Here is a 24,629-nt window from a genome sequence, read left to right on the forward strand (position 1 = left end):
TTGTGTTGCTGCGAATGCCCGAAACGGCCTAGAGTCGCAAACCGTTGGCATGCTGCCACGCTGACGAATCGACATAGAGTCCTGGACGTCCAAGGAGGTAAGACGACTTGTGAATGAGTCGACATTTGCTCCCGGGGGTGGTCAGCCAGGACTGGCGGAGCTCTCCGCCGGGCAGCCGAACGAGGAAGCCCGGCAGGCCACGGTGGGCGCGCAGGAGGTCGGCTCGGTCGCGGTCCGCACCTTCGAGGCCCGCCAGAGCGCGGCGACGGCCGCCACCGACTACGACGCCGACTTCGCGGCGTACGGCCTGGCCTACAGCGAGCTCGGCTACGGGCCCTACGACGACCCGGACGCCGAGTACGAGCCCGACCCCGAGTACGCCGCCACCCTGGCCCCCGACGCGGCCCGCCAGCGCCGCGAGCGGGTCGGCCCGACCGGCCGCCCGCTGCCGTACTTCCCGATCCCCGCGCCGCTCGCCGAGCACGGCCCCGCGCAGATCATCGCGATGTGCAACCAGAAGGGCGGCGTCGGCAAGACCACCTCCACCATCAACCTGGGCGCGGCGCTCGCCGAGTACGGCCGCCGGGTGCTGCTGGTGGACTTCGACCCGCAGGGCGCGCTCTCGGTCGGCCTCGGCGTCAACCCGATGGAGCTCGACGTCACCGTCTACAACCTGCTCATGGAGCGGGGCCTGACGGCCGACGAGGTGCTGCTGAAGACCGCCATCCCCGGCATGGACCTGCTGCCGTCCAACATCGACCTGTCGGCCGCCGAGGTGCAGCTGGTCAGCGAGGTCGCCCGGGAGTCGGCGCTGGCCCGCGCGCTCAAGCCGCTGCTGCCCGACTACGACTACGTGATCATCGACTGCCAGCCCTCGCTGGGCCTGCTGACGGTCAACGCGCTGACCGCCGCGCACAGCGTGATCGTCCCGCTGGAGTGCGAGTTCTTCGCGCTGCGCGGCGTCGCGCTGCTCACCGAGACCATCGAGAAGGTCTGCGAGCGGCTCAACCCCGACCTGCGGCTGGACGGCATCCTGGCCACCATGTACGACTCGCGCACCGTGCACTCGCGCGAGGTGCTGGCCCGGGTCGTCGAGGCGTTCGGCGAGCACGTCTTCCACACCGTCATCGGACGGACCGTCAGGTTCCCGGAGACCACCGTGGCGGGCGAGCCGATCACCACCTACGCCACCAACTCGGTCGGCGCGGCCGCCTACCGCCAGCTCGCCAGGGAGGTGCTCGACCGGTGCCGCCCCGCCGAGTGAGCCTCCCGGGGGCCGACGAACTGTTCCGGGCAACCGGCGGAATGGCCCTGTCGCCCTCGCTCGCGCGCAACGGCTCCGGCACCGCCCCCGCGAACGGCACCGCCCCGGCGGGCCAGGAACCCCCCGGGAGCGGCGAGGGCGCCGCTCCCGCGCCGCGCACCCCCGAGGTGCCGGCCGCCAGACCGGAAGCCGCCCCGGCGGCCCCTGCGGGGCGCGCGGAGGACCCCGCAGAGGCCCGGCGGGCGGCCCCGGCCACGGTGCGCGGACGCGGACGGGCCCGGCGGCCCTCCGGGCGGGAACGGCACGACGAGAAGATCACCGTGTACGTGTCCGCCGAGGAACTGATGGACCTGGAGCACGCCCGGCTGGTGCTGCGCGGCGAGCACGGCCTGGCGGTGGACCGCGGACGGGTCGTCCGGGAGGCCGTCGCGGTGGTCCTGGCGGACCTGGAGCAGCGCGGCGAGGCGTCGATCCTGGTGCGGCGGCTGCGCGGGCGCTGAGGGCCGCCGCGGGGCGCCCCCGGCCGGTGCCGGGGTTTCCGCCGGCGGGTCTGCCAGAATGTGGCGTCATGGCGTTCCAGGTCCGGTTGGAGAACTTCGAGGGGCCGTTCGACCTGCTGCTCGGACTGATCGCCAAGCACAAGCTGGACGTCACCGAGGTGGCGCTGTCGAAGGTCACCGACGAGTTCGTCGCGCACATCAGGGCGATGGGGCCGGAGTGGGACCTGGACGCGGCGACCGAGTTCCTGGTGGTCGCGGCGACCCTGCTGGACCTGAAGGCGGCCCGGCTGCTGCCGGTCGCCGAGGTCGAGGACGAGGAGGACCTGGCGCTGCTGGAGGCGCGCGACCTGCTGTTCGCGCGGCTGCTGCAGTACCGGGCGTACAAGAGGGTCGCGGCGCTGTTCGCCGAGCGCTGGGACGGTGAGGCGCTGCGCCGGGCGCGGACGGTCGCGCTGGAGCCCCGGTACGCGCAGCTGCTGCCCGAGGTGGTGCTGGCGGTCGGCCCGGAGCGGTTCGCGCAGCTGGCCGCGAAGGCGTTCGCGCCCAGGCCGCGGCCGGCCGTGTACGTGGACCACATCCACGTGCCGCCGGTCAGCGTGCGCGAGCAGGCCGCGCTGGTGGCGCGGCGGCTGGGCGAGCTCGGCGAGGCGACCTTCGGGCGGTTGGCGGCGGACGCCGAGAGCACGCTGGTGGTGGTGGCCCGGTTCCTGGCGCTGCTGGAGCTGTACCGGGAGCGGGCGGTGGACTTCGAGCAGCCGCGGGCCCTGGAGGAGCTGGTGGTGCGCTGGGTGGCCGCCTCCGGGCAGCGGGTCGAGGTGACCGACGAGTTCGACCGCCCGGCGGGCGGCGGCCAGGAAGGCGGTACGGCATGACGGAGCGGCCCGCGCGCCGGTCCCTGGGGCTGCCGGGTGCGCCCCGGCCCGGGGAGTGGCAGGAGTCGGCGTACCCGGACGGGGTGCGCGTCGAGCCGGTGGAGCGCGTCCTGGCGCTGCCGGACGCGCCGGAGCCGGAGCCCGGCGGGGTGCCGCTGCGGGCGGGGCTGGAGGCGGTGCTGATGGTCGCCGACGAGCCGGTCGCGGAGGGCAGGCTGGCCGGGGTGCTGGACGCGCCGCGGGAGCAAGTGGCCGCGGTGCTGCGGGAGTTGGCGGCCGAGTACACGGCGCAGGGGCGCGGCTTCGAGCTCCGGCAGGTGGCCGGCGGCTGGCGGTTCTACAGCCGCGCGGAGTGCGCCGGGGCGGTCGAGCGGTTCGTGCTGGACGGCCAGCAGGCCCGGCTCACCCAGGCCGCGCTGGAGACGCTGGCGGTGGTCGCGTACCGGCAACCGGTGTCGCGCGGGAGGGTTTCCGCGGTCCGTGGTGTGAACTGCGACGGCGTGATGCGTACCCTGGTACAGCGAGGACTGGTCGAAGAAGCCGGCACCGAGCCCGAGACCGGAGCGATCCTGTATCGGACGACGAACTACTTCCTGGAACGGATGGGGCTGCGCGGCCTGGACGAGCTGCCGGAGCTCGCGCCCTTCCTGCCCGAGGTCGACGACGTGGAAGCGGAGTCCCTGGAGGGCACGATGATCGCGCAGGCGGTCGCCGCCGCACAGGAAGGGCCGAGGCCGAACCAGGCCGACCAGACGGATATCGACGTACGGACATTTTGATGCGTAGCAGTGGCAACGGTGGCAACGGCAGGAACAGCGGCGGCGGGCAGGGCCGGGGCGGGCAGGGCGGCGGCCGAGGCGGCCAGCAGGGCGGGGGCCGGGGCGGATCGTCGTCCTACGGCGGCGGCAGCGGCGGTGGCCGCGGCGGGCAGTCCTCGCGCGGCGGCTCGGGCTCGTACGGCGGCGGCAGCGGCTCGTACGGCGGCGGGCGCGGGGGCTCGGGCTCCGGCTCCTCGTACGGCGGCGGCCAGGGCCGCGGCGGGTCGGGCTCCGGCTCGGGCTCGTACGGGCGCGGGGGCGAGCGGCGCGAGGAGCGGCGGCAGCCGCGTCCGGAGGAGCGCCGGTACGACCGGCCCGAGTACGGCGGCGGGCCGAACGCGACGCCCGGGCGCGGGGCGTTCGACTCCCGCAAGCCCGGGGCGGCGCCCCGGCCGCGGCGGGAGGGGCAGGGCGCGCCCGGCGACCCGCGGCGCCAGCCGCAGCGCTCCCGGGAGCTGCAGGGCCGGATCGAGGACCGGGTGCTGGCCCGGCACGAGGGCCCCGGCAAGGAGGTCGGCGAGGACGGCGAGCGCCTGCAGAAGGTGCTGGCGCGGGCCGGCATGGGCAGCCGCCGGGCCTGCGAGGAGCTGATCGCGCAGGGCCGGGTCGACGTCAACGGCGAGACCGTGCTGGAGCAGGGCCGCCGGGTCGACCCGGTGAAGGACGAGATCAAGGTGGACGGCCTGACCGTCGCCACCCAGTCCTACCTGTTCTTCGCGCTCAACAAGCCGGCCGGCGTGGTCTCCACCATGGAGGACCCCGAGGGCCGGCAGTGCCTGGGCGACTACGTGACCAACCGGGAGACCCGGCTGTTCCACGTCGGCCGCCTGGACACCGAGACCGAGGGCATCATCCTGCTCACCAACCACGGCGAGCTGGCCCACCGCCTCACCCACCCCAAGTACGGCGTCACCAAGACCTACCTGGCCGCGATCCAGGGCCCGCTGCCGCGCGACCTCGGCAAGACCCTCGCCAAGGGCGTCGAGCTGGAGGACGGCTGGGCCCGCGCCGACAGCTTCAAGGTGATCTCCAACCTCGGCAAGAACTACCTGGTCGAGGTGACCCTGCACGAGGGCCGCAAGCACATCGTGCGCCGCCTGCTGGCCGAGGTCGGCTTCCCGGTCGACAAGCTGGTGCGCACCGCGTTCGGCCCGATCTCGCTGGGCGACCAGAAGTCCGGCTGGCTGCGCCGCCTGACCAACCCCGAGGTCGGCACCCTGATGCACGAGGTCGGCCTGTAGCAGCCGCCCACCGGAGCCCGTCCGCCGCACCGCCGCGGACGGGCTCCGACGCGTGCCCGGACGGCCGTGCGGAGGGCGGGCCCCGCCGGGCCCCGACGCGCCTTGACATGTGAGGCGCACCGCACGGCCTTGCTATCGTTCCGCCCGGTGGCAGAAGATTGCCACCGAAGTTCGCCCCGGCGCGTGGCGGAAGTGCGCCACCGCGTCAGGCCACTGGGCGGCGGGGGAAGGAACCACCACCATGCTGGACGCATTCACCGTGCTGGGCCTCGGCCGCCCCGACGGCCAGGTGTACGCCGCGCTGGTCGTCGCGCCGCAGTCCACCGCCGAGGAGTTGGCGGAGCACTGCGGCCTGACCCTGGAGCAGTGCCGGGCCGCCCTGGACCGGCTCGCCGAGCAGGGCATGGCCACCCGCGCCCCGGTCGACCGGGAGCGCTACCTGTCGGTCGCCCCCGACGTCGCCATCGGCACCCTGATCGGCCACCGCGAGGCCGAACTGCGCTCCGCCCGCGCCGAGATGCACCGGCTGATGGACGCCTTCCGCGAAGCCTCCCGGTACACCGACCCGGCGCACTCGGTGGAGGTGCTCACCGGCGGCGAGGCGATCGCCCAGCGCCTGGAGCACCTGATCGAGTCCAGCCAGTACCAGATACGCGGCTTCGACTGCCCGCCGTACGTGCAGGACCCGACGGTCGAGCAGCCCCGGCAGCGGGCCAAGCTCAAGTCCGGGGTGCGGATCCGCACCGTCTTCGACAAGGAGGCGATCGCCTGGCCCGGACGGCTGGAGCAGGAGATCCTCACCGGCGTCGAGGACGGCGAGGAGGCCCGGGTCCGGCCGGTGCTGCCGATGAAGATGATGATGGCCGACGACAAGATGGCGATCATCCCGATCAGCGTCGGCGACAGCGTGCTGGACGCCGCGTACGTCATCCACCCGTCCGCGCTGCTGCAGGCCCTGGACGCGCTGTTCGAGGCCGAGTGGGAGCGCGCCGTGCCGCTGCAGACCGTGCTCGGCGACGGCGAGGGGCCCGGGCCGGAGGCCGACCACCTCAAGCTGCTGGGCCTGCTGGCGGCCGGCCTCACCGACGAGTCGATCGCCCGCTCGCTGGGCTGGAGCGCCCGCACCACCCAGCGCCGCCTGCAGGGCCTGATGCGGGAACTCGGCGCCACCACCCGCTTCCAGGCGGGCATGGCGGCCCGGGAGCGCGGCTGGCTCTGACGGACCGGCCCCGGCGGGCCGCCGTCCGCCCGGCCGGGCCCACCGGGCCGGGGCGGGGTCAGCTCCAGGGCCGCAGGGCCGCCCAGCGGCCGTCCGGGCCGCGCTCCAGCTTCTCCAGGCCGAGCACGGCCGTCCGGTTCAGCCGGCCGTAGATGTGCGGGAACAGCACCCCCTCGGCGGCGCCCGGCGGCGGCCCGCCGGCCGCCGCCTCCCACTTCACCATCGGCTCGACCAGCTTCTCCTCGATCAGCAGGGCCATCAGCGGCTCCGGGGCGTCCCGGAAGAACGCGTTGGCCACCGCCAGCGCGGTGGGCTCGTCCGGCGAGCAGTGCAGGAAGCCCTCGGTCAGCAGCGACGCGGCGGTGTACGGCCGGCCCGGGTCGCGCAGCCAGTCGTCCAGCGGGGCGAGGTGGTAGATCATGAGTCTTTTCTACCCCTCCCGGGCCGGGCCGCCGGGCCAAGGGCGCGGCTCACAGGCCCGCCACCTTCGCCGTCGCCGCGATCTCGTACACCAGCGTCACCGTGCGCCGCCCGCCCGGCGGCAGCGGGACCTCCCAGCGGGCGATGCCCTCGGCGTCCAGCTCGTCCGGCGGCGGCGAGCAGTGCTCCTTGCGCAGCCGCACCTGCACCGCGGACACCTCGGAGACCGGGATCCGCTCGCGCAGCACCACCACCCGCTCGGTGTGCTCGTCCGGGCCGGAGAAGCGCGACAGGTGCAGGCGCACGGTGCGGGTCACCAGGGTGCGCTGGCCGCCCAGACCCGCGCCCTCCCGGCGCTCGTCGGCCTCCCGGACCACCCGCAGCCCGTCCGAGGAACCGAACGCCAGGCGCACCGGCGCGCCCGGCGCGGTGAACTCCAGGGCGCCCCGGCCGGTGTAGCCCGAGCCGCGCACCAGGTCCACCGGGCCGGCCAGCAGCGGGTGCCCCGCCGCGTTGCGGAACGACACCACCTCGGTGACCGCCTCCGACAGCTCCGGCGCCGCCGCGAACTCGCTGTGCGCCGCCGCCTCGAACACGCTCACCGGCACCCGGTGCGCCCGCCCGTCCGAGGGCACCGACACCGGGCCGTCCACCCGCAGCACCCGCACCTCGCCGCCGTCGTCCAGGCCCGGCAGGCCCGGCTCCAGCGGGCCCGCGTCGGAGACCGCCTGCTCGCGCAGCTCCACCTCGACGGTCTTCTTCTCCTGCGCCGAGCGCTCCCGCAGCACCAGCCGGTCCTCGACCAGCGCCGGCGGCTCGCCCGCCGACGCCGAACGCGCCGTCGACAGCGTCAGCCGCACGTCCGACCAATCCTCGCCGGTGCGCTGCCACACCACCGCGTCGCTCTCCAGCCGCAGCGTGCCGCCCACCAGCTCGGCCCGGTACGCCGGACGCCACAGCGCACACGCCGTCAGGTGCCCCACCCGGGCCAGGAACCGGCCCGACTCGGCGCACTCCACCGACAGCTCCACGAACGCCAGCAGCTCGGCCGGCTCCCGCTCCGCCAGGTCCAGCGCCTCCTCGGCCCGGGCCAGCTCCGCCGCCAGCTCCACCGAGCGCACCCGCGAGCCGCGCAGCTGCTCGCCGTACGACTCCCGCTCGGCGTCCACCCGGTCCAGCTCGCGCGACCAGCGGGCCTGCTCCAGCTCGCCGTGGCCCGCGCCCTCGCCGATCTCCCGCAGCAGGTCCGCGGCCAGCTGCCCGAGCAGCGCCAGCCGGGCCTGCAGCCGCTCCTGGCGGCGCGACTCGGCCAGGTGCTCGCGCTCCAGGTCGTGCACCCGGCGGCGCAGCGCCGAGTCGTCCGGCCCCGGCGGCAGCGGCACCGGCGGCTGCCAGGACCGCACCAGCCGCACGTCCAGCACCTTGGCCGCGCCGGTCGGCGCGCCGTCCCGGTCCAGCAGCCGGGCGTGCAGCGAGCGGTCCGCCGCCAGCGCCGTCACCGGGCCCAGCCGCAGCCGGTGCACGCCCGGCGCCAGCTCCAGCTCCGCCGTCCGCTCCAGCTGCGCCCGGTCCTCCAGACAGGTCGCGGCGGTCACCGGAAGGGCGATCGTCTCCTCGTCCACGTTCAACTCCTCCGGCACGTTCAACTCCTCCGGTTCCCGCCGACCACGGCCTTGCCGGCCGGAATACGGATCGCATAACCGCCCGTCAGCTCCACCGAACCACCCGGCGGCACCACCACCCGGCGGATCCGGGCCGAGGAGGGCACCGCCTCGGACGGCTGCTCCGGCGGCGACCAGCCCGGCCGCTCCTCGACCCGCACCTCCGGATCGCCCGGCACCGGCACCCGCTCGCGGACCTCCACCGACGCCTCGTGCGGCAGCCGGTTCACCAGCTCGATCCGCACGCCGTGCTCCAGCACCGTCGTCGAGTTCAGCACCCCCGACGTCGACTCCCGCACCTCGGCGTGCCGGGCCACCCGCAGCTCCTCGGCCCGGCCCAGGCCCAACTCCCGCACCCCGCCCGGCGCCAGCGTCGGCAGCGCCGCCGTCAGCAGGAAGTCGCCGTCCACCGACACCTCCACCGGGCCGGCCAGCAGCGCGTGCGCCGTCGCGTTCGACAGCTCCAGCACCGCGTACACCGCCTCCTCCACCGACGGCACCGTCACGTAGGCGGTCCGCACCCCCACCGGCAGCTCCGCCACCGCCACGGTGTGCCACACCCCGTCCGACGGGACGTCCGCCGGGGCCTGCGCGTCGAAGCGGTGGTCGAACGAGCCCGCCGACTCGCGCGGCGGCGCCCCGAACCGGGGCAGCGGCAGCCGCCCACCGCCTCCGCCGCGCGCAGTGCGCTCCCGCCGCCGCGCAGCCGCGGCGGCTCCGGGAACAGCCGGCCGCGCCGGTACGACTCCTCCGCCGGGCCCGCCAGCACCATCGCCGGGTAGTCCGAGCTGGTCGGCGGACGGCCGCGGCTCGGCCGGGGCCGCGGGCGCGGGGTCGGCCTGCGGGGCGGGCGCCGCCCCGCCGTAGGCCAGGCCGCGGGACCGCTCACCGGTCGGGGGCGGCGGGGAGCGGCCGCCGCGACCGGCATCGCCATCGGGGCCAGCCGCATCGGCGGCCCGGCCGGCGCGAACCCCGGCGCGCCGCCAGGTGCGAACCCTGGCGCGCCGCCCGGCCGTCCGGCCCGCCGCGGCGACGGCTGCGGCGGGGGCACCGGGCCGCCGCCGCCCATCGCCGCGCCCATCGCCGCGGACACCGCCACCGGCGGCTCCGGCGGCTCCGGTTTCGACCGCTGCGCGTCCTGCCAGCCGTCGAACAGCCCGTCCAGGCCCTCCGGTTGCGCGCGCCACCCCGACGGCGCGGGCGCCGCCTGCCGGCGGCCGATCCGCAGCGACGCCAGCTCCGGCAGCGCCCCCGCCCGCAGCAGGCCCGCCGTCGACAGCGCCAGCCGCACCCCCGACCAGTCCTCGCCCGTCCGCTGCGCCACCGACGCCCGCAGCACCAGCCGCGCCGTCCGCTCGCCCCGGCGGTGCGCCAGCTGGTACGTCGGCACCCACACCGCGCCCGGCACGGTGTACTCCACCTCCAGCTCCACCGGGCCCGCGCCGCGCACCGTCAGCTCCGCGCACGCCCCCGCCTCGACCCCGCCCGCCCGTTCGGCCGTGGAACGGGCGTCCGCCCGGGCGGCCGCCACCTGGTAGGCGTGCTCGGCCAGCCGGGCCTGCTGGGCCAGCTCCACCGCCCGCTCCTGCAGCACCTCCAGCCGGGCGTCCACGAACTCGGCCAGCGCCAGCACCGCGTCCGCCGGGGCCCGCCGGTGCCCCTCGTCCCGGCGGCGCTGCGGCGGCACCGGGCGCAGCGCCGCGACCTCCGCGATCCGCTCGTCCAGCCGGCGGCAGCGCTCCTCCAGCAGCTCGAACCGGGCCCGCAGGTTCTTCAACTCCTGCTCCCAGGACGGGAGTTCGTCCTCGTCGCGGACCCGGGCCGGATAGCCCAGCCGGGCCTCGGCGACCCGCCCCTCGCCCGACAGCACCCGCACCCGCAGCGACCCCGCCGCCGCCAACAGCGGCAGCCCCGACACCCGCACCCGGCCGTCCGCCGGCAGTACGCCCGCGGCCCGGCGCCGGCACACCGCGCCCACCGCGTGCACCACCACCGACTCCAACCCGGACTCCCACACCGCCCGTTGCCCCGCCACCTGGCCCCCTTCGCTGCCGGCCCGCACCCCGGACCCGGGCGCCCAGTCTGCACCCAACCCCCGTCGCCGCACCCGGATTTCCGCTGCGCGTCGGCCGGACGGCCCGGGCGGGGCGGTATGCGGGGGCGTCCGGGCGTGCGGGAGGATGGGGGGACAGTTGCACGCCGCTGCACACCGCTGCACGCCGCACCCGGGAGACGAGAAGCCGCCATGCGCACAGCCGCCGTCATCGGCACCGGACTGATCGGCACCTCCGCCGCGCTCGCCCTCACCCGCCGGGGGATAAGCGTCCACCTCGAGGACGCCGACCAGGACGCCGCCCGCACGGCCGCCTCGCTCGGCGCGGGCACCACCGAGCCCGCCGACGGCCCCGTCGACCTGGCGGTCATCGCCGTCCCGCCGGCGCTGGTCGGCAAGGTCCTCGCGGACTGCCAGCGGCGCGGCCTGGCCCGCTGTTACACCGACGTCGCCAGCGTCAAGGCCGGGCCGCGCGGCGAGATCACCGCGCTCGGGCTCGACACCGCCCGCTACATCGGCTCGCACCCGATGGCCGGCCGCGAACGCTCCGGGCCGCTCGCCGCCACCGCCGACCTGTTCGAGGGCCGCCCGTGGGTGCTCACGCCCACCGCCGACACCGACACCGAGACGCTCAACGCCGCACTCGAACTCGTCGCCCTCTGCGGGGCCATGCCGATCGTCATGGACGCCGCCGACCACGACCGGGCCGTCGCCCTCGTCTCGCACGCCCCGCAACTGCTCTCCTCGCTGGTCGCCGCCCGGCTGGAGCACGCCGAGGAGACCGCCGTCCGGCTCTCCGGGCAGGGCGTGCGCGACGTCACCCGGATCGCCGCCTCCAACCCCGCGATGTGGATCGACATCCTCTCCGCCAACGCGGGCGTCGTCGCCGACGTCCTCGACGACCTCGCCGCCGACCTCGCCGACACCGTCACCGCGCTGCGGGCCCTGCAGGCCGCCGACGAGGGCCAGCGGCGGGCCGGCGCGGCCGGCATCGAGGCCGTCATGCGCCGCGGCAACACCGGCCAGGCCCGCATCCCCGGCAAGCACGGCGCGCCGCCCACCCGCTACGAGACCGTCACCGTCGTCCTCGGCGACCAGCCCGGCGAACTCGGCCGCCTCTTCGGCGAGGTCGGCGCGCTCGGCGTGAACATCGAGGACGTGACGATCGAGCACTCGACGGGACAGCAGGTCGGCCACGTGCAGCTGGCGGTCGCGCCGACGTCGGTGCGGGCACTGGTGGCGGGGCTGCGCGAGCGGGGCTGGGGGGTGCGGGAGCAGTAGGGGGAGGAGAGGGAGAGCGACGGTGCGGGGCGGGAGGGCCCGCGCTGCGCGGAGCCGTTGCCCGCTGCGCGAAGCCCGAGGAGGGCAGGGACGGGGCACGGTTGGGCGGGGTGGGGGTTGCTGTCGGTGTGGGGGTGGTGGCGGAGGGTGGGCGGGGCGGGGGTGGGTGGGTGTCCATTAACCTTGGGGGTGAGTGCTGGTGTCGTGAGAGAGAGGTTCGCCCCGTGGACAGTGTCGACCGAGCGTCGAGCGGCCCGGTCGTCGTCGCCATTGACGGGCCCTCGGGGTCGGGGAAGTCGACCGTGTCGCGGGCGGTCGCCGCGCGGCTGGGGCTGAGCTTCCTGGACACCGGTGCGATGTACCGGGCGATGACCTGGTGGATGCTCGCCAACGAGGTGGACGTCGAGGACGCGGAGGCGGTGGCGATCGCCTGCGGCAAGCCGGTGATCGTCTCCGGGACGGACGCCGCGGGGCCGACCATAACGGTGGACGGGCAGGACGTGTCCGGGCCGATCCGCGGGCCCGAGGTGACCGCCAAGGTGAGCGCCGTGTCGGCCGTTCCGGCGGTGCGGGCCCGGCTGGTGGAGCTGCAGCGCGGCTGCGCCGCGCACGCCGAGCGCGGGATCGTCGCCGAGGGCCGCGACATGGGCTCCGTGGTGTTCCCGGACGCCACCGTGAAGGTGTTCCTGACCGCGTCCGAGCGGGCCCGGTCCGAGCGCCGGGCCGCGGAGCTGCGGGCGAAGGGCGTGGACGAGGCGACCATCACCGCGATGGCCGCCGACCTGGCCCGCCGGGACGCCGCGGACTCCTCGCGGGAGACCGCCCCGCTGACCCAGGCCGCCGACGCGGTCCTGGTGGACACCAGCGAACTCACCCTCGACCAGGTGATCGACACGATCACCGCGCTGGTCGAGCGGAAGGCCGGCCTGACCGCCGCCCAGTAGGACCGAAGACAGCAACGATCATCCGACCGCGCGAGATCCGCGCGGTTCGCGCTGCCGCCTGGCAGGTACGCACGGCACGCCCCTGGGAAGGGCCGGGCCGGGAAACGGAAAACGGAACATGAGCAACGACACCACCGCCCACCACGGCGAGCTGGGCGACGCCGAGTACGCCGAGTTCATGGCGCTCGCCGCCGAGGAGGGCTTCGACGCCGACGAGGTCGACGCCGACCTGGACGGCCACGGCCCGCTGCCGGTGCTGGCGATCGTCGGCCGCCCGAACGTCGGCAAGTCGACCCTGGTCAACCGGATCATCGGCCGCCGCGAGGCGGTCGTCGAGGACCGCCCCGGCGTGACCCGCGACCGGGTCAGCTACGAGGCGATGTGGGCCGGGCGCCGGTTCAAGGTGCTGGACACCGGCGGCTGGGAGATCGACGTCCTCGGCATCGACGCGATGGTCGCCGCGCAGGCCGAGCTGGGCATCGAGCAGGCCGACGCGGTGCTGTTCGTGGTGGACGCCACCGTCGGCGCCACCGACACCGACGACGCCCTGGTCAAGCTGATCCGCCGGGCCGGCAAGCCCGTGGTGCTGTGCGCCAACAAGGTGGACGGCCCGTCCGCCGAGGCCGAGGCCGCCTACCTGTGGTCGCTCGGCCTGGGCGAGCCGTACCCCGTCTCCGCGCTGCACGGCCGCGGCTCCGGCGACCTGCTGGACGCCGTGCTGAAGGTGCTGCCCGAGGCCCCGCCGCAGCTGTTCGGCGACGGCCTGGCCCCCGGCGGCCCGCGCCGGGTCGCGCTGATCGGCCGGCCCAACGTCGGCAAGTCCAGCCTGCTGAACAAGGTCGCGGGCGAGGACCGGGTGGTGGTCAACGAGCTGGCCGGCACCACCCGCGACCCGGTCGACGAGCTGATCGAACTCGGCGGCAAGACCTGGAAGTTCATCGACACCGCGGGCATCCGCCGCCGGGTCCACCTGACCTCCGGCGCCGACTTCTACGCCTCGCTGCGCACCTCCGCCGCGCTGGACAAGGCCGAGGTCGCGGTCGTCCTGGTCGACGCCAGCGAGACCCTCGCCGAGCAGGACACCCGGATCATCTCGATGGCCGTCGAGGCCGGGCGCGCCGTGGTCATCGCCTACAACAAGTGGGACCAGCTGGACGAGGAGCGCCGCTTCTACCTGGAGCGCGAGATCGAGCGCGACCTGGTGCAGGTGCAGTGGGCGCCCCGGGTGAACGTCTCGGCGAAGACCGGTCGGCACATGGAGAAGCTCGTCCCGGCGATCGAGACCGCGCTGGCCGGCTGGGAGACCCGCATCCCGACCGCCCGGCTGAACGCCTTCCTCGGCGAGCTGGTCGCCGCGCACCCGCACCCGATCCGCGGCGGCAAGCAGCCGCGCATCCTGTTCGGCACCCAGGCGGGCACCCGCCCGCCGCGGTTCGTGCTGTTCGCGTCCGGCTTCCTGGAGGCGGGCTACCGCCGGTTCGTCGAGCGCCGGCTGCGCGAGGAGTTCGGCTTCGAGGGCACCCCGATCTCGATCTCGGTCCGGGTCCGCGAGAAGCGCAACCGGAAGAAGTAGGCGGGAACGGGCGAGAGGGCCCGCGGACGAGTCGTCCGCGGGCCCTCTCCCCGTGTGTGCGCCGTGTGTGCGGCGGCGGCCGGCCGTTCAGGCGTCCCGGCCCGGGGGGAGGGAGAGCACCGAGCGGTGCCGTCCGCCCGAGGTGCTGCCGCCCGGGGTGCTCCCGCCGCCCGGGGTGCCGAGGTAGCCGGTGGCCACCCAGCCCTGGCCGTTGGCGTGGGCGGCGGAGCCCTGCGCGGGCATGAACTGCGGGGCGCCCGCGACCTGCCCGGCGTACGTCTCGAACGACTGGTGCTGCTGCGGGTGGGCCGACCCGCCCGGGCGGTCGGCGGCCTCCCGGGCGTGCGCCGCCGCCGGGGCGGCTGGCTGGGCCTCGCGGACCGCGAAACCGGTGAACTTCATCCCCTCCTCGCCGGAGCGGTCGCCGGGCAGCGCCCGGAACATCCGCCGGTACTCGGAGTACAGCGTGTCGTAGATCGGGGTGGCCGACACCGGGTGCTCGGCGTCGTACGACGGGCGCATGTTCGGGATCGACCGGCCGGCGCCGCCGGGGCCGGACTGGGCGGGGGGACGGCCGGGGGACGCGAGGTCGTAGCTGTACACGTAGGAGCCAACGAGCGAGACCGGCTTGGGATGCGGGGGCGCCGCCCCCGGTGCTATCCCGGCCGGGGTGCTCGCGCCCTGGTCAACGGCGGTCCGGGCGGCCGGGGTTGACGGGTCGTCGGGGCCGCCCCCGGTGGCGGCCGGGTCGTTCACGGGGTCGGTCATCGGCAGGCCCCCGCTCTCAGGTGCCGGCCAGCGGGAGCATGCCGGCGGCGAGCAGGCCGCGGGCGGCGGCCCGGTCCATGGCGATCCGCAGCAGGTCCTCGCGGGGCTGGCGGCCGATGCTGCCGGCCGGCACCGCGTACATGATCACCTCGGACTTGCGGGCCGCCGCGGCCCGCCACCCCGGGGTGACCTGGAGCGGCTGGTGCGCCTGCCACCAGGCGGCCGAGCCGCCGGTCGCCGAGGGCTGCAGGATCGCGTGCAGCTGCCCCATCGCCATCAGCACCGACCAGCCGGCCCGCGGCCGCACCGGCGCCTGGTTGACGTCCTGGACGATCTGGAAGCCGTGCTCGGTCAGCAGCGAGAGGAACTCGTCCTCGCCCTGCGCGCTGCCCGGGCGCCCGATCGGGCCGGTCGGCTCGACCACCAGCGCGGCGTGCTGGGTGTCGCCGCACAGCACGATGCCGCAGGTCACGCCGAGCACCGCGGGCTGCGGCCGGCCGGGCGGCGCGGTCGGCGGGGCGGTGATCGGCTCCGGGATGCTCACCCGGACGGCCGGCTCCGGCTCGGGGGGCGCGGCCGCGGGCTGCACGGTGGCGTCCGTGCCCTGGCCGATCGACTCGACGGCGCCGCGCAGCTGCTGCTCGTCCACCGGCACCACCTGGGACGGCACGCAGCGGGCGTGCGCGAAGGCCAGCACCGCGGTCTCCTCGCCGACGAACAGCACGGTGCTGGTGGGCTCGCGCAGCGAGTCGCCCGGTTGTCGGCAGGAGGTGCAGTCGTAGGCGTCGGGGGCGTGGACGCCCGCGAGCAGGCTCTCGGCCTCGTCGTCGCCGATCTCGGCGCGTACGTCCTCGCTCACCTCAAGCATGCGCGGCACTGAAGACTCCTCGTTCGCCCTGACGTTCCGGGTGCTCGTTCGGGTACCCCCGGGCGGGACGTCCCGGGCGCGCGGCGCGGGGAGCGCCGACCGCCATTACCAACGGGAGGTTGTGGCTGGGGTCACGGGTGCGCGGCCGGGTGACGGGATTTGCCCGGCTTCTGATCACTCCGGGTGTGCGGAATGTCGCATTCTGTCGACGCTGTGCCCGACCTCACACCGGACAAACTGTGACCGGGGCCATATTCGCATATGGTTTGATCTTCGAAAAAGCGGATGAAATGGACATTTGGCTTCGATCGGCTTGATCGATACCGCCGGTAACGATGCTTTGACCTGGGACGACCCGAAAGTGTTTGGAGCCCGGCAGCCCGAATCGTAGGTTTTTGCCCGGTGCAACGAGCACCTCCCGGGTTCACCCCCGACGCACGGCCCGCCCTCCGGCTCACCCCGGACCGGCTCACCCCGGAACGCGGACCCTGCGCCCACCGGCGCGACGGCAGCCAGCCGCCGCCGGGGATGCGGACAGGTGGCCGGGGCGGCAAGCGGCACGTCCGACACGTGCACGGCCCGCCCACCGGACTTGGCGAGCGAACACGGCCCGGCTGGGGCCTGGTTCCGCCTGCCCCTCCCGGGAATGTTGAGAGGAATCTCATGACCTTCCGTAACGAGACCGCCGCTGCCACCACCGCCCCCAAGCGCAACCGCGTCCGCGCGGCCGTCGTCGGCGGCGCCCTGCTCGCCGCCCCGGTGGCCGGCCTCGTCACGGCCAACACGGCCTCCGCCGCGGACGTCTCCACCTGGGACAAGGTCGCGATGTGCGAGTCGACCGGCAACTGGTCGATCAACACCGGCAACGGCTTCTACGGCGGCCTGCAGTTCACCTCCTCCACCTGGGCCGCCTTCGGTGGCACCGCCTACGCCCCGCAGGCCAACCAGGCCACCAAGGCGCAGCAGATCGCCGTCGCCGAGAAGGTGCTGGCCTCGCAGGGCCCGGGCGCCTGGCCCGTCTGCTCCGTGCAGGCCGGTCTGACCAAGGGCGGCGCGCCGGCCCAGGTCGACACCTCTTCTTCGTCCAGCAGCTCGTCCTCCTCCAGCAGCTCCTCGAAGTCGACCTCCTCCTCGACCTCGACCTCGAAGTCGTCTTCGAACTCGGCCTCGAACTCGACCTCGTCGAAGTCGGACAGCACCGCCTCGGACAACTCCGCCAAGGCCTCCCGCTCCGAGTCCCGCGCCCAGGCCCCCAAGGCCGCCGCGCAGGAGACCCCGAAGCAGACCTGGAAGAACAAGTCCGCCGCGGCCACCACCGGCACCAACACCGCCGCCTCCGGCAACAGCTACACCGTGAAGTCCGGCGACACCCTGTCCAAGATCGCGGACAGCCTGGGCGTCGACTGGCACGCCCTGTACAACAACAACTCCGGTGTCGTCGGCGGCAACCCGGACCTGATCTACCCGGGCCAGGTCCTGTCGGTCTGACCCACCCCCTCGGAAGCACCGCTTCCCCCGGGGCCGCCCGTCGGCCCCACCCTGTCGGCGTGAAGCCGCCACCCCGCGTGCGGGGCGGCGGCTTCCGCCGTTTCCGCGGTGCTGCGGGTTCCGCGGTGCTGCGGGTTGTGGGCCGCGGGTTGTGGGCGGTACCCGCTCGGCGGTGTCCGGAGGGTGGTGCGGCGGGCGCGGTGCGTAGCGTCGGGGGATGCGGATACCTCGGTCGTACCGGCGGGCGCTGATCGTGCTCGGCCTGCTGCTCCCCACCGTCGTCGCCGGCGCGGCCGGCCCGCCCGCCGCCGCCCGGCAGAGCGTCTCCGACCTGGTCTGGGACCGGCTCGCCGACTGCGAGAGCAGCGGCGACTGGCAGGCCGACACCGGTAACGGCTACTACGGCGGCCTCCAGATCTGGCCGCCCACCTGGCGCGAGGCCGGCGGCCTGCGCTACGCCGACCGCCCCGACCGGGCGAGCCGGGCGCAGCAGATCGCGGTCGGGGAGGAGATCCTGCGCCGCCAGGGCTGGAACGCCTGGGGCTGGTGCGCGCGGCAGATCGGGATGCTGGAGTGAGCGGGCCCCGGCGGGCGGCTACCAGGCGCGGCCCTCGGGGAGGGCGGACAGCTCCGGGGCGGAGAGGTGCGGGACGCGGAAGACCGCCGTCGAGCCGTCCGCCGCCTGCTGCGGTTGCTGCGGCTGCTGAGGTTGCTGCGGCTGTTTCGGGGCGGCGCTCCAGAGGGTGAGGCGGAGCAGTTCCCAGCGGGTCGGTTCGAGGGCCAGCACGGCGGTGTGCACACCGGGGCGGCGGGCCAGTTCGCGGAGTTGCTCCACCTCGCGGTCGACGTGGGCGGCGAGGGCCAGCGGGTCCGGGTCGGTCGGGACGGCGGTCAGCCGGCGGACGGCGCTGCCCGGGACGGGGTCGGTGCGGCGGGCCGGGCCGGAGAAGTGCGCGAGGACGGTCCAGTGGTGGACGGCCGGGCGTCCGAAGTCCCGGACGATGTTGGCGAAACCGCCGCCGCCGACCAGGAACTCGGCCGCGGCCCCGTCCGAGCGCCACACGTAGAACGGCGCGTACTGGTTGACCGGCGAGCCGTCCGTCCCGCGCTCGCGCAGCAGCCACGCCTTGAAGCCGAGGCCCGGGCGGTCGTCCAGGATCGGGGCGCCGGCCTTGATCCGGCGGCGGATGACGTCGAGGTCGTAGTCGGCGGGCAGGGTGATCTCGTACTGCTTGGCGAGCACGGCGGGTTCCTGTCGTCGGTGCGTCTTCGGGCGGTGCGTCTTCGGGCGGGCGGGGTTTCGGGTGGGGGCTTGGGACGGGCGGGGGCTTGGGGCGGGCGGGTTTCGGGCCGGGGCTTCAGGCGGGTGGGGCGAGGAGGGTGATCAGGCCGGTGACCGCCTGGTCGAAGGGGGCGGTGTCGCCGGCCGCGCGGGCCAGGACGTAGCCGCCCTGGAGGACGGCGACCACGGTCGCGGCGGTGCCGGACGGGTCGACGGACGGCGGGAGCTCCCCGTTCGCCCGGCCCTCGGCGAGGACCTCCGCGAGGCGGCCGCGCAGCCAGCCGAGGGTCTGTTCGACCGGGGCGCGCAGGACCGGGTCGGCCATCACCTCCGGGTCCTGGGTGAGCCGCCCGACCGGGCAGCCGCGCAGCACGTCGCGCTCGCGGCGCAGGTAGGCGGTGACCCGTTCGACGGCGGTGCCCGGGCCGGACAGCAGCCCGTCGGCGAGGGCGCGCAGCTCCTCGGCGGTGCGGGTGATCGCGGCCAGCGCGAGGTCCGGCTTGCCGGTGAAGTGGTGGTACATGCTGCCCTGCCCGGCGCCCGCGCGCTGCTGGATGGCTTTGGGACTGGTGCCGGTGTAACCGCGTTCCCAGAGGAGTTCGCGGGTGGCCTCGACCAGGCGGTCCGCGGCGGGGGCGGGCGGGGGTGCGGTGTCGTTCCGTACGTTCACGGGCAGCACTGTACATACCAGTAGGTACAGCGGGGAAGGGCGGGGCCGGGGCGTGGTGACGGGCCGTCAGGGTGCTTCAGGCGGCGGCCGGTTCCTCCCGGGCGGTCCGGACGGCCGGGCCGACGGCGGACGGCAGCGCGGCCGACGGGTAGCGGTGCAGCAGGGCGGCCGCGACCTCGTCCGGGCCGACCGGCTTGCCCAACTCGGTGGCGAACGCGCGCAGGTAGTCGCCGGTCCAGGCGACCGGGTCGGGAGGCGGGGCGGTGGCCGGCGTGGTCAGGTGGCGGTGGCCGGCGACCGTGCGCAGGGGCTCCAGGTCGGCCATCTCGTCGAGCAGACCGATCCACGCCTCGCGCTGGGCGGCCTGCGGGACCTCGGCCAGCCACGGGTGCACGTCCTGCCACAGCAGCGGCCCGCCCAGCAGCGTCCGGCTCCGGTGCTCCCACAGGTAGTGGTGGTCCGGCAGCCCCAGGGACGCCCCGCGCAGCTCCAGCCGGCGGTCCTCCAGCTCGACGGCGTCGCCCTCCAGCGGCTCCAACGCGACCAGGCGGGACGGGAGTTCCTCCCCGAGACCTGCCCACGCGGCGCGGACGGCCGGGTAGTCGTCCTCGATCCGGGCCCGCACCGGGGCCGGAGCCAGCAGCCGGGCCTCGGGGAACGCGTCCCGCAGCACCTCCGCCGCCAGCCACCACTCCGGCGCGTGGTGCGGCACCAGGACGGCGCCCAGTCGGCGCCCCGAACGCTCCACCTCCCGGACCAGCCGGCGGCCGTCCGACAACCGCAACCCCGCACCGACCAGCACCGCCCGGTGCTGCCCGAGCACCAGCACCGCGGTCGTGTGCAGCGAGGCCCCGGGAAGATCCACCACGCGGAACTCCAACGGATGCATCGCGCCACCTCCTCCAACCGGGGACAGCCCTTTCACCAGGGTCCGCCGGGAGGGCGGTGGGCGCATGCGGGACGAGACGCGCCTGCGGCGGGCTGGGGGGTGGGGTGTGGGTGGTCGCCTGCGGCGGGCGAGGGGGTGGGAGGTTCATCGGGAGGACGGTGGGCGTATGTGGGACGAAGTGCGTCTGCGGTGGGCTGGGGTGTGGGTGGTCGCCTGCGGCGGGCGAGGGGGTGGGGGGTTCGTCGGGAGGGCGGTGGGCGCATGCGGGACGAGACGCGCCTGTGGCGGGCTGGGGTGGGGTGCGGGCGGGTCGCCTGCGTCGGGTGGGGCGGGGGAGGAGGGGGCGTGGTGGCGTACGTGAGGCGGGTCCGCTTGCGGTGGGTTGGGGGCGTGGGGTTCGGAGGGCGAGGGGGTGGTCGCCTGGGGCGGGTGGGGCGGGGGAGGAGGGGGCGTGGTGGCGTACGTGAGGCGGTCCGCCTGCGGTGGGTTGGGGGCGTGGGGTTCGCCGGGAGGGGGTGGTCCGCCTGTGGGGCTGGGGGGCTGGTGGGGTGGGGGTGGAGGGGGCTTGCTTGGGGCAATACTTGTCTGCTGGCAAGTCTTGCTGCATGCAATAATTTCGGCATGGCGATACCGGAGAGCGGTCCGTTTCCGCAGTCCCCGTCGGTGGCGGGGGAGATCCAGGCGTTCCAGACGGCGACCCGGGACCTGATCGGTGTGGCGTTGCGGAGTCTGGAGGCGGCGGGTGACGGTGTCTCGTTGCCGCAGATGCGGATGCTGCTCGCGCTCGACGATCTCGGGTGCGTGTCGTGTTCGGTGGTGGCGAAGGAGCTGGGTCTCGGGGCCTCGTCGGTCACTCGGCTCGCGGACCGGCTGGTCAGGTCGGGGCACGTGGTGCGCGGGGCGGACCCGCATCACCGGAGTGTCGTGACCCTGGAGTTGAGCCCGGACGGGCGGGCGCTGATCGGGCGGGTGCTGCGCTGGCGGGAGCAGGAGTTGGCGCGGATCCTCGCCCGGCTCGACCCCGCGCTGCGGGCGGCCACCGCGGAGGGGCTGGCCGTCCTCCACCAGGTCGTCGGCGAGGACTACGCGGCCGACCTGCACGGGCCCGTACCGCTGTAAGTCCCCGCTGCACATCCCTGCTGCACATCCCTGCTGTGACCAACCCTGTCGCGGCGCCCCGGCCGGTTCGGCGGGGGCGTCGGGCGGCGTCGTGCCGTGGCGGGGGTCGACCGGCATCCCATCTTTCAGAGAGCGGAGCAACATGCGGATCACGCACGCCTCCACCCATGCCCGACTCGGTGATTTCACCGCCCGTCCCCGGATGCTGGTCGTCACCGGCCTGGCCGCCGTGGTCGGCGGTGCCGGCGCGGTGGCCGCGCTGGCGCTGCTGCGCCTGATCGGGCTGGTCACCAACCTGGTGTTCTACCAGCGGTTCAGTACGGAGTTGGTCGCGCCGGGGGCCCAGCACCACCCGTGGTGGCTGGTGCTGGGCGCGCCCGTCGCGGGCGGGCTGGTGGTGGGGCTGATGGCCAGGTACGGGTCGGAGAAGATCCGCGGGCACGGCATGCCCGAGGCGATCGAGGCGATACTCACCGGCGGCAGCCGGGTCCAGCCGAAGGTGGCGCTGCTCAAGCCGTCCTCGGCGGCGGTCAGCATCGGTACCGGCGGTCCGTTCGGGGCCGAGGGGCCGATCATCATGACCGGCGGGGCGATCGGCTCGCTGCTCGCGCAGTTGCTGCACCTGACCGCGAACGAGCGCAAGACGCTGCTGGTGTCGGGCGCGGCCGCGGGCATGGCCGCGACCTTCAACTCGCCGCTCGCCGCGATCCTGCTCGCGGTCGAGCTGCTGCTCTTCGAGTGGCGTCCGCGCAGCTTCGTGCCGGTGGCGGCCGCGGTGGCGGTGGCCACGGTGTGCCGGGGGCCGCTGCTGGGGACCGCGCCGGTCTTCCCGGTCGACGCCTCCGGGCTGCACCTCACCCCGGCGGTGGACGCCCTGGCCGTCGTGGTCGGGCTGACCGGCGGGGCGCTCGCCGTCGCGGCGACGTGGCTGGTCTACCGGGCCGAGGACGCCTTCGCCCGGCTGCCCGTGCACTGGATGTGGTGGCCCGCGCTCGGCGGGCTGGTGATCGGCCTCGGCGGCCTGGTCGAGCCCCGGGCGCTCGGCGTCGGCTACGACGTGATCGACCGGCTCCTCACCGGCCGGGCCGGCCTGGGGCTGATCCTCGGCATCCTGACCGTCAAGACGGCGATCTGGGCGCTGTCGCTGGGCTCCGGCACCTCCGGCGGGGTGCTCGCCCCGGTCTTCATGATCGGCGGGGCGCTCGGGGCCTGGGAGGGCATGCTCTTCCCCCGGGCGATCCCCGGGTTCTGGGCGATCCTCGGCCTCGCCGCGGTGGTCGGCGGCGTCATGCGCTCCCCGCTGACGGGCGTGGTGTTCACCCTCGAACTCACCCACGCCTGGCCGGCGATGCTCCCGCTGGTGATCGCCTCGACCGCCGCGTACGCGCTGTCCGCGCTGGTCCTCAAGCGGTCGGTGCTGACCGAGAAGATCGCCCGCCGCGGCCTGCACCTCACCCGCGAGTACTCCACCGACCCGCTGGAGACGTTCTTCGTCCGCGAGGTGATGCAGCCCGTCGAGCACGGCCGGCTGCTGGCCGCGCACGAGACGGCGACGCACACCCGGATCGGCGCGCTGCACGGGTCGGCCGGCGCGCTGCACCCCGTCGTCGACGCCGAGGGGGCGCTGGTCGGCGTCACCACCCGCCGGCGCCTGGCCGACGCGACGGCCGCGGCCGCCGCGGACGCCGGGCCGCCGGTCGTGCACGCGGCCACCGTGGAGTGCCGGCTGGCCGTCCACCCCGACCAGACGCTGCGCCAGATCGCCCACCTCTTCGCCGAGACCGGCCTGACCAGCGCCCCGGTCGTCGACCCGGCCACCCGCCGGCCCGCGGGCGTCATCACGCTGCGCCACCTGCTGTCGGCCCGCCTGCACGACCTCACCGAGGAGCACCACCGCGAGCGCGTGCTGCCCCGTCGGGCGGTGGTCGGCTGAGCGGGCCCCGGGGTCGCCGCCCACCGGTGCGAGGATGGGGGGATGCGCGGTGGCGGGGTGTTCGTCGGGGAGCTGTTCGGGCGGGAGCGGGAGGAGCCGGCGCCCGGGGTGGTGCTGCTGCCGGGCTGGCTGGGGGCGGAGCAGCAGCGGGAGCTGGTGGTGGCCTGCCGGGAGTGGGCGCGGCCGCCGGCCGGGATGCGCTCGGTGCTGCTGCCCGGCGGCGGGACGATGTCGGTGCGGACGGTCTGCCTGGGGTGGCACTGGTACCCGTACGGGTACGCACGGACGGTGCTGGACGGGGACGGGGCGCCGGTGAAGCCGTTCCCGGAACGGCTCGGCTCGCTGGCCCGGCGGGCGGTGGCCGAGGCGTACGGGGAGCGGGTCGGGGAGGTGGCGGGGGCGGCGGGGTTCGCGCCGGACGTCGCGCTGGTGAACCACTACCCGCACGGGGCGCGGATGGGCCTGCACCAGGACCGGGAGGAGCGGGTGGACGCCCCCGTGGTGTCGCTGTCGCTGGGCGACGAGTGCGTGTTCCGGCTGGGCAACGCCGAGGGGCGGGGCCGGCCGTGGACGGACCTGCGGCTGTGCGGCGGCGACCTGCTGGTCTTCGGCGGGGAGAACCGCTACGCGTACCACGGGGTGGTGCGGACGCTGCCCGGCACGGCCGACCCGGAACTGGGCCTGACCGGGCGGCTGAACATCACCGTCCGGCAGTCCGGCCTGGGGTAGCCGGGCGCGCCGGGAGGCGGGAATTCCCGGCGGGCGCGGAGACTTGTGCAGGACGGACGAGGCGTTCGGCGGCACATCCCTGCCCGCCGGGCGTCCGGAGAGGGAGCGATACATGGGAACCCCCGTCGACCAGCTCGTCGACCTGCTGGACCTGGAGCGGATCGAGCTGAACATCTTCCGCGGCCGCAGCCCGGAGGAGTCGCTGCAACGGACCTTCGGCGGGCAGGTGGCCGGGCAGGCGCTGGTCGCGGCGGGCCGGACGGTCGACGAGGACCGGCCGGTGCACTCGCTGCACTCGTACTTCCTGCGCCCCGGCGTCCCCGGCGTGCCGATCGTCTACCAGGTCGAGCGGACCAGGGACGGGCGCTCGTTCACCACCCGCCGGGTGCTCGCCATCCAGGGCGGGCGGACGATCTTCGCGCTCACCGCGGACTTCCACAAGCCCGAGCCCGGCGGCATCGAGCACCAGTTCCCGATGCCGGACGTCCCCGACCCGGAGAGCCTGCCGAGCGCGCTGGACGAGGTCGGCGCCCGGCTCGGCGAGCTCCCGCCGTTCATCAGCCGCCGCCAGCCCTTCGACATCCGGTACGTGGACCGGCTGAAGTGGACGCGCGAGGAACTGGACGGCGTCGAGGCCCGCAGCGGCGTGTGGCTGCGCACCAACGGCGCGCTGCCCGACGACCCGCTGATCCACGTCTGCGCGCTCACCTACGCCAGCGACATGACCCTGCTGGACGCCGTCCGCGCCCCCGTCGAACCGCTGTGGGGCGAGCGGAACTTCGACATGGCCTCGCTGGACCACGCGATGTGGTTCCACCGCCCGTTCCGGGCCGACGACTGGCTGCTGTACCGGCAGGAGTCGCCGATCGCGCACGCCGCGCGCGGACTGGCCCGCGGCGAGATCTACGACCGCGAGGGGCGGCTGGTGGTCTCGGTGATGCAGGAGGGGCTGTTCCGCCCGCTGGCCCGCCCGGCCACCGACCCGGCCACCGGACCGGACGGGGCCTGAGCCGGCCGCCGCACCGGAAGCGGACCCG

23 protein-coding genes and 1 pseudogene are annotated in these 24,629 nt (G+C 75.3%); 15 read left to right on the top strand and 9 right to left on the bottom strand.

The genetic code is table 11. The features are described 5' to 3' along the window. The first annotated feature begins 202 nt into the window (after window positions 1-202). The 6 genes from OU787_RS25015 (at window position 203) to OU787_RS25040 (ending at window position 5,914) form a co-directional block, all read left to right on the top strand. A complete protein-coding gene (locus OU787_RS25015; RefSeq protein WP_030461777.1) occupies window positions 203-1,264 on the top strand; it encodes a ParA family protein in 1,062 nt (353 codons plus the stop codon). Window positions 1,265-1,305: 41 nt separating this feature from the next. After that, window positions 1,306-1,764 (top strand): hypothetical protein, encoded by a 459-nt coding sequence (locus OU787_RS25020; RefSeq protein WP_268660591.1) that lies wholly within the window; start codon window positions 1,306-1,308, stop codon window positions 1,762-1,764. Between the two features lie 68 nt (window positions 1,765-1,832). Continuing rightward, window positions 1,833-2,636 (top strand): segregation and condensation protein A, encoded by an 804-nt coding sequence (locus OU787_RS25025; RefSeq protein WP_442788548.1) that lies wholly within the window; start codon window positions 1,833-1,835, stop codon window positions 2,634-2,636. 182 nt (window positions 2,637-2,818) lie between these two features. Further along, entirely contained in the window at window positions 2,819-3,415 is a 597-nt protein-coding gene (scpB, locus tag OU787_RS25030; protein WP_232795059.1) for an SMC-Scp complex subunit ScpB, read from the top strand. Next, window positions 3,415-4,695: a pseudouridine synthase gene (locus tag OU787_RS25035; RefSeq protein WP_268660592.1), complete on the top strand. Its 1,281-nt coding sequence runs from the start codon at window positions 3,415-3,417 to the stop codon at window positions 4,693-4,695. Before scpB ends, OU787_RS25035 begins: the two co-directional genes overlap by 1 nt. A 241-nt stretch (window positions 4,696-4,936) precedes the next feature. Continuing rightward, window positions 4,937-5,914, top strand: coding sequence for a helix-turn-helix domain-containing protein (locus OU787_RS25040; protein WP_030461782.1), 978 nt, complete (start codon window positions 4,937-4,939; stop codon window positions 5,912-5,914). 58 nt (window positions 5,915-5,972) lie between these two features. Here the strand turns inward: OU787_RS25040 and OU787_RS25045 are convergent, their stop codons facing one another. The 4 genes and pseudogenes from OU787_RS25045 to OU787_RS25060 all read right to left on the bottom strand — a co-directional run. Beyond that, the gene (locus tag OU787_RS25045; protein WP_030461783.1) at window positions 5,973-6,335 is read right to left on the bottom strand and encodes a DUF952 domain-containing protein; all 363 of its coding nucleotides are present in this window, start codon (window positions 6,333-6,335) and stop codon (window positions 5,973-5,975) included. Between the two features lie 49 nt (window positions 6,336-6,384). Next, the gene (locus OU787_RS25050; protein ID WP_268661919.1) at window positions 6,385-7,962 is read right to left on the bottom strand and encodes a DUF4139 domain-containing protein; all 1,578 of its coding nucleotides are present in this window, start codon (window positions 7,960-7,962) and stop codon (window positions 6,385-6,387) included. 14 nt (window positions 7,963-7,976) lie between these two features. Further along, window positions 7,977-9,182, bottom strand: coding sequence for a DUF4139 domain-containing protein (locus tag OU787_RS25055; RefSeq protein WP_268661920.1), 1,206 nt, complete (start codon window positions 9,180-9,182; stop codon window positions 7,977-7,979). An 80-nt stretch (window positions 9,183-9,262) separates the two neighbouring features. Further along, a pseudogene (locus OU787_RS25060) lies at window positions 9,263-10,324 on the bottom strand (DUF4139 domain-containing protein); the annotation flags it as partial. Between OU787_RS25060 and OU787_RS25065 the strand changes: the two are divergent. The 3 genes from OU787_RS25065 (at window position 10,241) to der (ending at window position 13,846) form a co-directional block, all read left to right on the top strand. Next, window positions 10,241-11,329 (top strand): prephenate dehydrogenase, encoded by a 1,089-nt coding sequence (locus tag OU787_RS25065; RefSeq protein ID WP_030461786.1) that lies wholly within the window; start codon window positions 10,241-10,243, stop codon window positions 11,327-11,329. The pseudogene OU787_RS25060 and the gene OU787_RS25065 overlap by 84 nt on opposite strands. 224 nt (window positions 11,330-11,553) lie before the next feature. After that, entirely contained in the window at window positions 11,554-12,273 is a 720-nt protein-coding gene (cmk, locus tag OU787_RS25070; RefSeq protein WP_030464614.1) for a (d)CMP kinase, read from the top strand. 118 nt (window positions 12,274-12,391) lie between these two features. Further along, the gene (gene der / locus OU787_RS25075) at window positions 12,392-13,846 is read left to right on the top strand and encodes a ribosome biogenesis GTPase Der (RefSeq protein WP_030464613.1); all 1,455 of its coding nucleotides are present in this window, start codon (window positions 12,392-12,394) and stop codon (window positions 13,844-13,846) included. Window positions 13,847-13,933: 87 nt separating this feature from the next. Here the strand turns inward: der and OU787_RS25080 are convergent, their stop codons facing one another. Further along, window positions 13,934-14,614: a hypothetical protein gene (locus OU787_RS25080; protein ID WP_268661985.1), complete on the bottom strand. Its 681-nt coding sequence runs from the start codon at window positions 14,612-14,614 to the stop codon at window positions 13,934-13,936. Between the two features lie 16 nt (window positions 14,615-14,630). Then, the gene (locus OU787_RS25085; protein WP_268660593.1) at window positions 14,631-15,482 is read right to left on the bottom strand and encodes a hypothetical protein; all 852 of its coding nucleotides are present in this window, start codon (window positions 15,480-15,482) and stop codon (window positions 14,631-14,633) included. A 663-nt stretch (window positions 15,483-16,145) separates the two neighbouring features. On the opposite strand from OU787_RS25085, the gene OU787_RS34635 reads away from it, so the two are divergent. Both OU787_RS34635 and OU787_RS25100 read left to right on the top strand, forming a co-directional pair. Next, window positions 16,146-16,970, top strand: a complete 825-nt coding sequence (locus OU787_RS34635) for a transglycosylase family protein (protein WP_327059419.1) — start codon at window positions 16,146-16,148, stop codon at window positions 16,968-16,970. Between the two features lie 217 nt (window positions 16,971-17,187). After that, window positions 17,188-17,547, top strand: coding sequence for a transglycosylase family protein (locus OU787_RS25100; RefSeq protein WP_037877503.1), 360 nt, complete (start codon window positions 17,188-17,190; stop codon window positions 17,545-17,547). Between the two features lie 18 nt (window positions 17,548-17,565). Here OU787_RS25100 and OU787_RS25105 read toward each other — a convergent pair whose 3' ends face one another. The 3 genes from OU787_RS25105 to OU787_RS25115 all read right to left on the bottom strand — a co-directional run bounded on the left by OU787_RS25105 (window position 17,566) and on the right by OU787_RS25115 (window position 19,811). After that, a complete protein-coding gene (locus tag OU787_RS25105; protein WP_268660594.1) occupies window positions 17,566-18,213 on the bottom strand; it encodes a DUF4865 family protein in 648 nt (215 codons plus the stop codon). Between the two features lie 115 nt (window positions 18,214-18,328). Further along, on the bottom strand, window positions 18,329-18,922 hold the full coding sequence (locus OU787_RS25110) for a TetR/AcrR family transcriptional regulator (RefSeq protein WP_268660595.1): 594 nt from the start codon (window positions 18,920-18,922) through the stop codon (window positions 18,329-18,331). Window positions 18,923-18,998: 76 nt separating this feature from the next. Further along, on the bottom strand, window positions 18,999-19,811 hold the full coding sequence (locus OU787_RS25115; RefSeq protein ID WP_268660596.1) for an MBL fold metallo-hydrolase: 813 nt from the start codon (window positions 19,809-19,811) through the stop codon (window positions 18,999-19,001). A 621-nt stretch (window positions 19,812-20,432) separates the two neighbouring features. Between OU787_RS25115 and OU787_RS25120 the strand changes: the two genes are divergently transcribed. The 4 genes from OU787_RS25120 to OU787_RS25135 all read left to right on the top strand — a co-directional run bounded on the left by OU787_RS25120 (window position 20,433) and on the right by OU787_RS25135 (window position 24,601). Then, a complete protein-coding gene (locus OU787_RS25120) occupies window positions 20,433-20,930 on the top strand; it encodes a MarR family winged helix-turn-helix transcriptional regulator (RefSeq protein WP_030464444.1) in 498 nt (165 codons plus the stop codon). A gap of 142 nt (window positions 20,931-21,072) precedes the next feature. Next, on the top strand, window positions 21,073-22,863 hold the full coding sequence (locus tag OU787_RS25125) for a chloride channel protein (protein ID WP_268660597.1): 1,791 nt from the start codon (window positions 21,073-21,075) through the stop codon (window positions 22,861-22,863). Between the two features lie 42 nt (window positions 22,864-22,905). Then, window positions 22,906-23,592: an alpha-ketoglutarate-dependent dioxygenase AlkB family protein gene (locus OU787_RS25130; protein ID WP_268660598.1), complete on the top strand. Its 687-nt coding sequence runs from the start codon at window positions 22,906-22,908 to the stop codon at window positions 23,590-23,592. Between the two features lie 112 nt (window positions 23,593-23,704). Continuing rightward, the gene (locus tag OU787_RS25135) at window positions 23,705-24,601 is read left to right on the top strand and encodes an acyl-CoA thioesterase (protein ID WP_268660599.1); all 897 of its coding nucleotides are present in this window, start codon (window positions 23,705-23,707) and stop codon (window positions 24,599-24,601) included. Window positions 24,602-24,629 lie beyond the last annotated feature (28 nt).

Source organism: Kitasatospora sp. YST-16, assembly GCF_026802215.1.
GTDB classification, from domain to species: Bacteria; Actinomycetota; Actinomycetes; order Streptomycetales; family Streptomycetaceae; genus Kitasatospora; species Kitasatospora cineracea.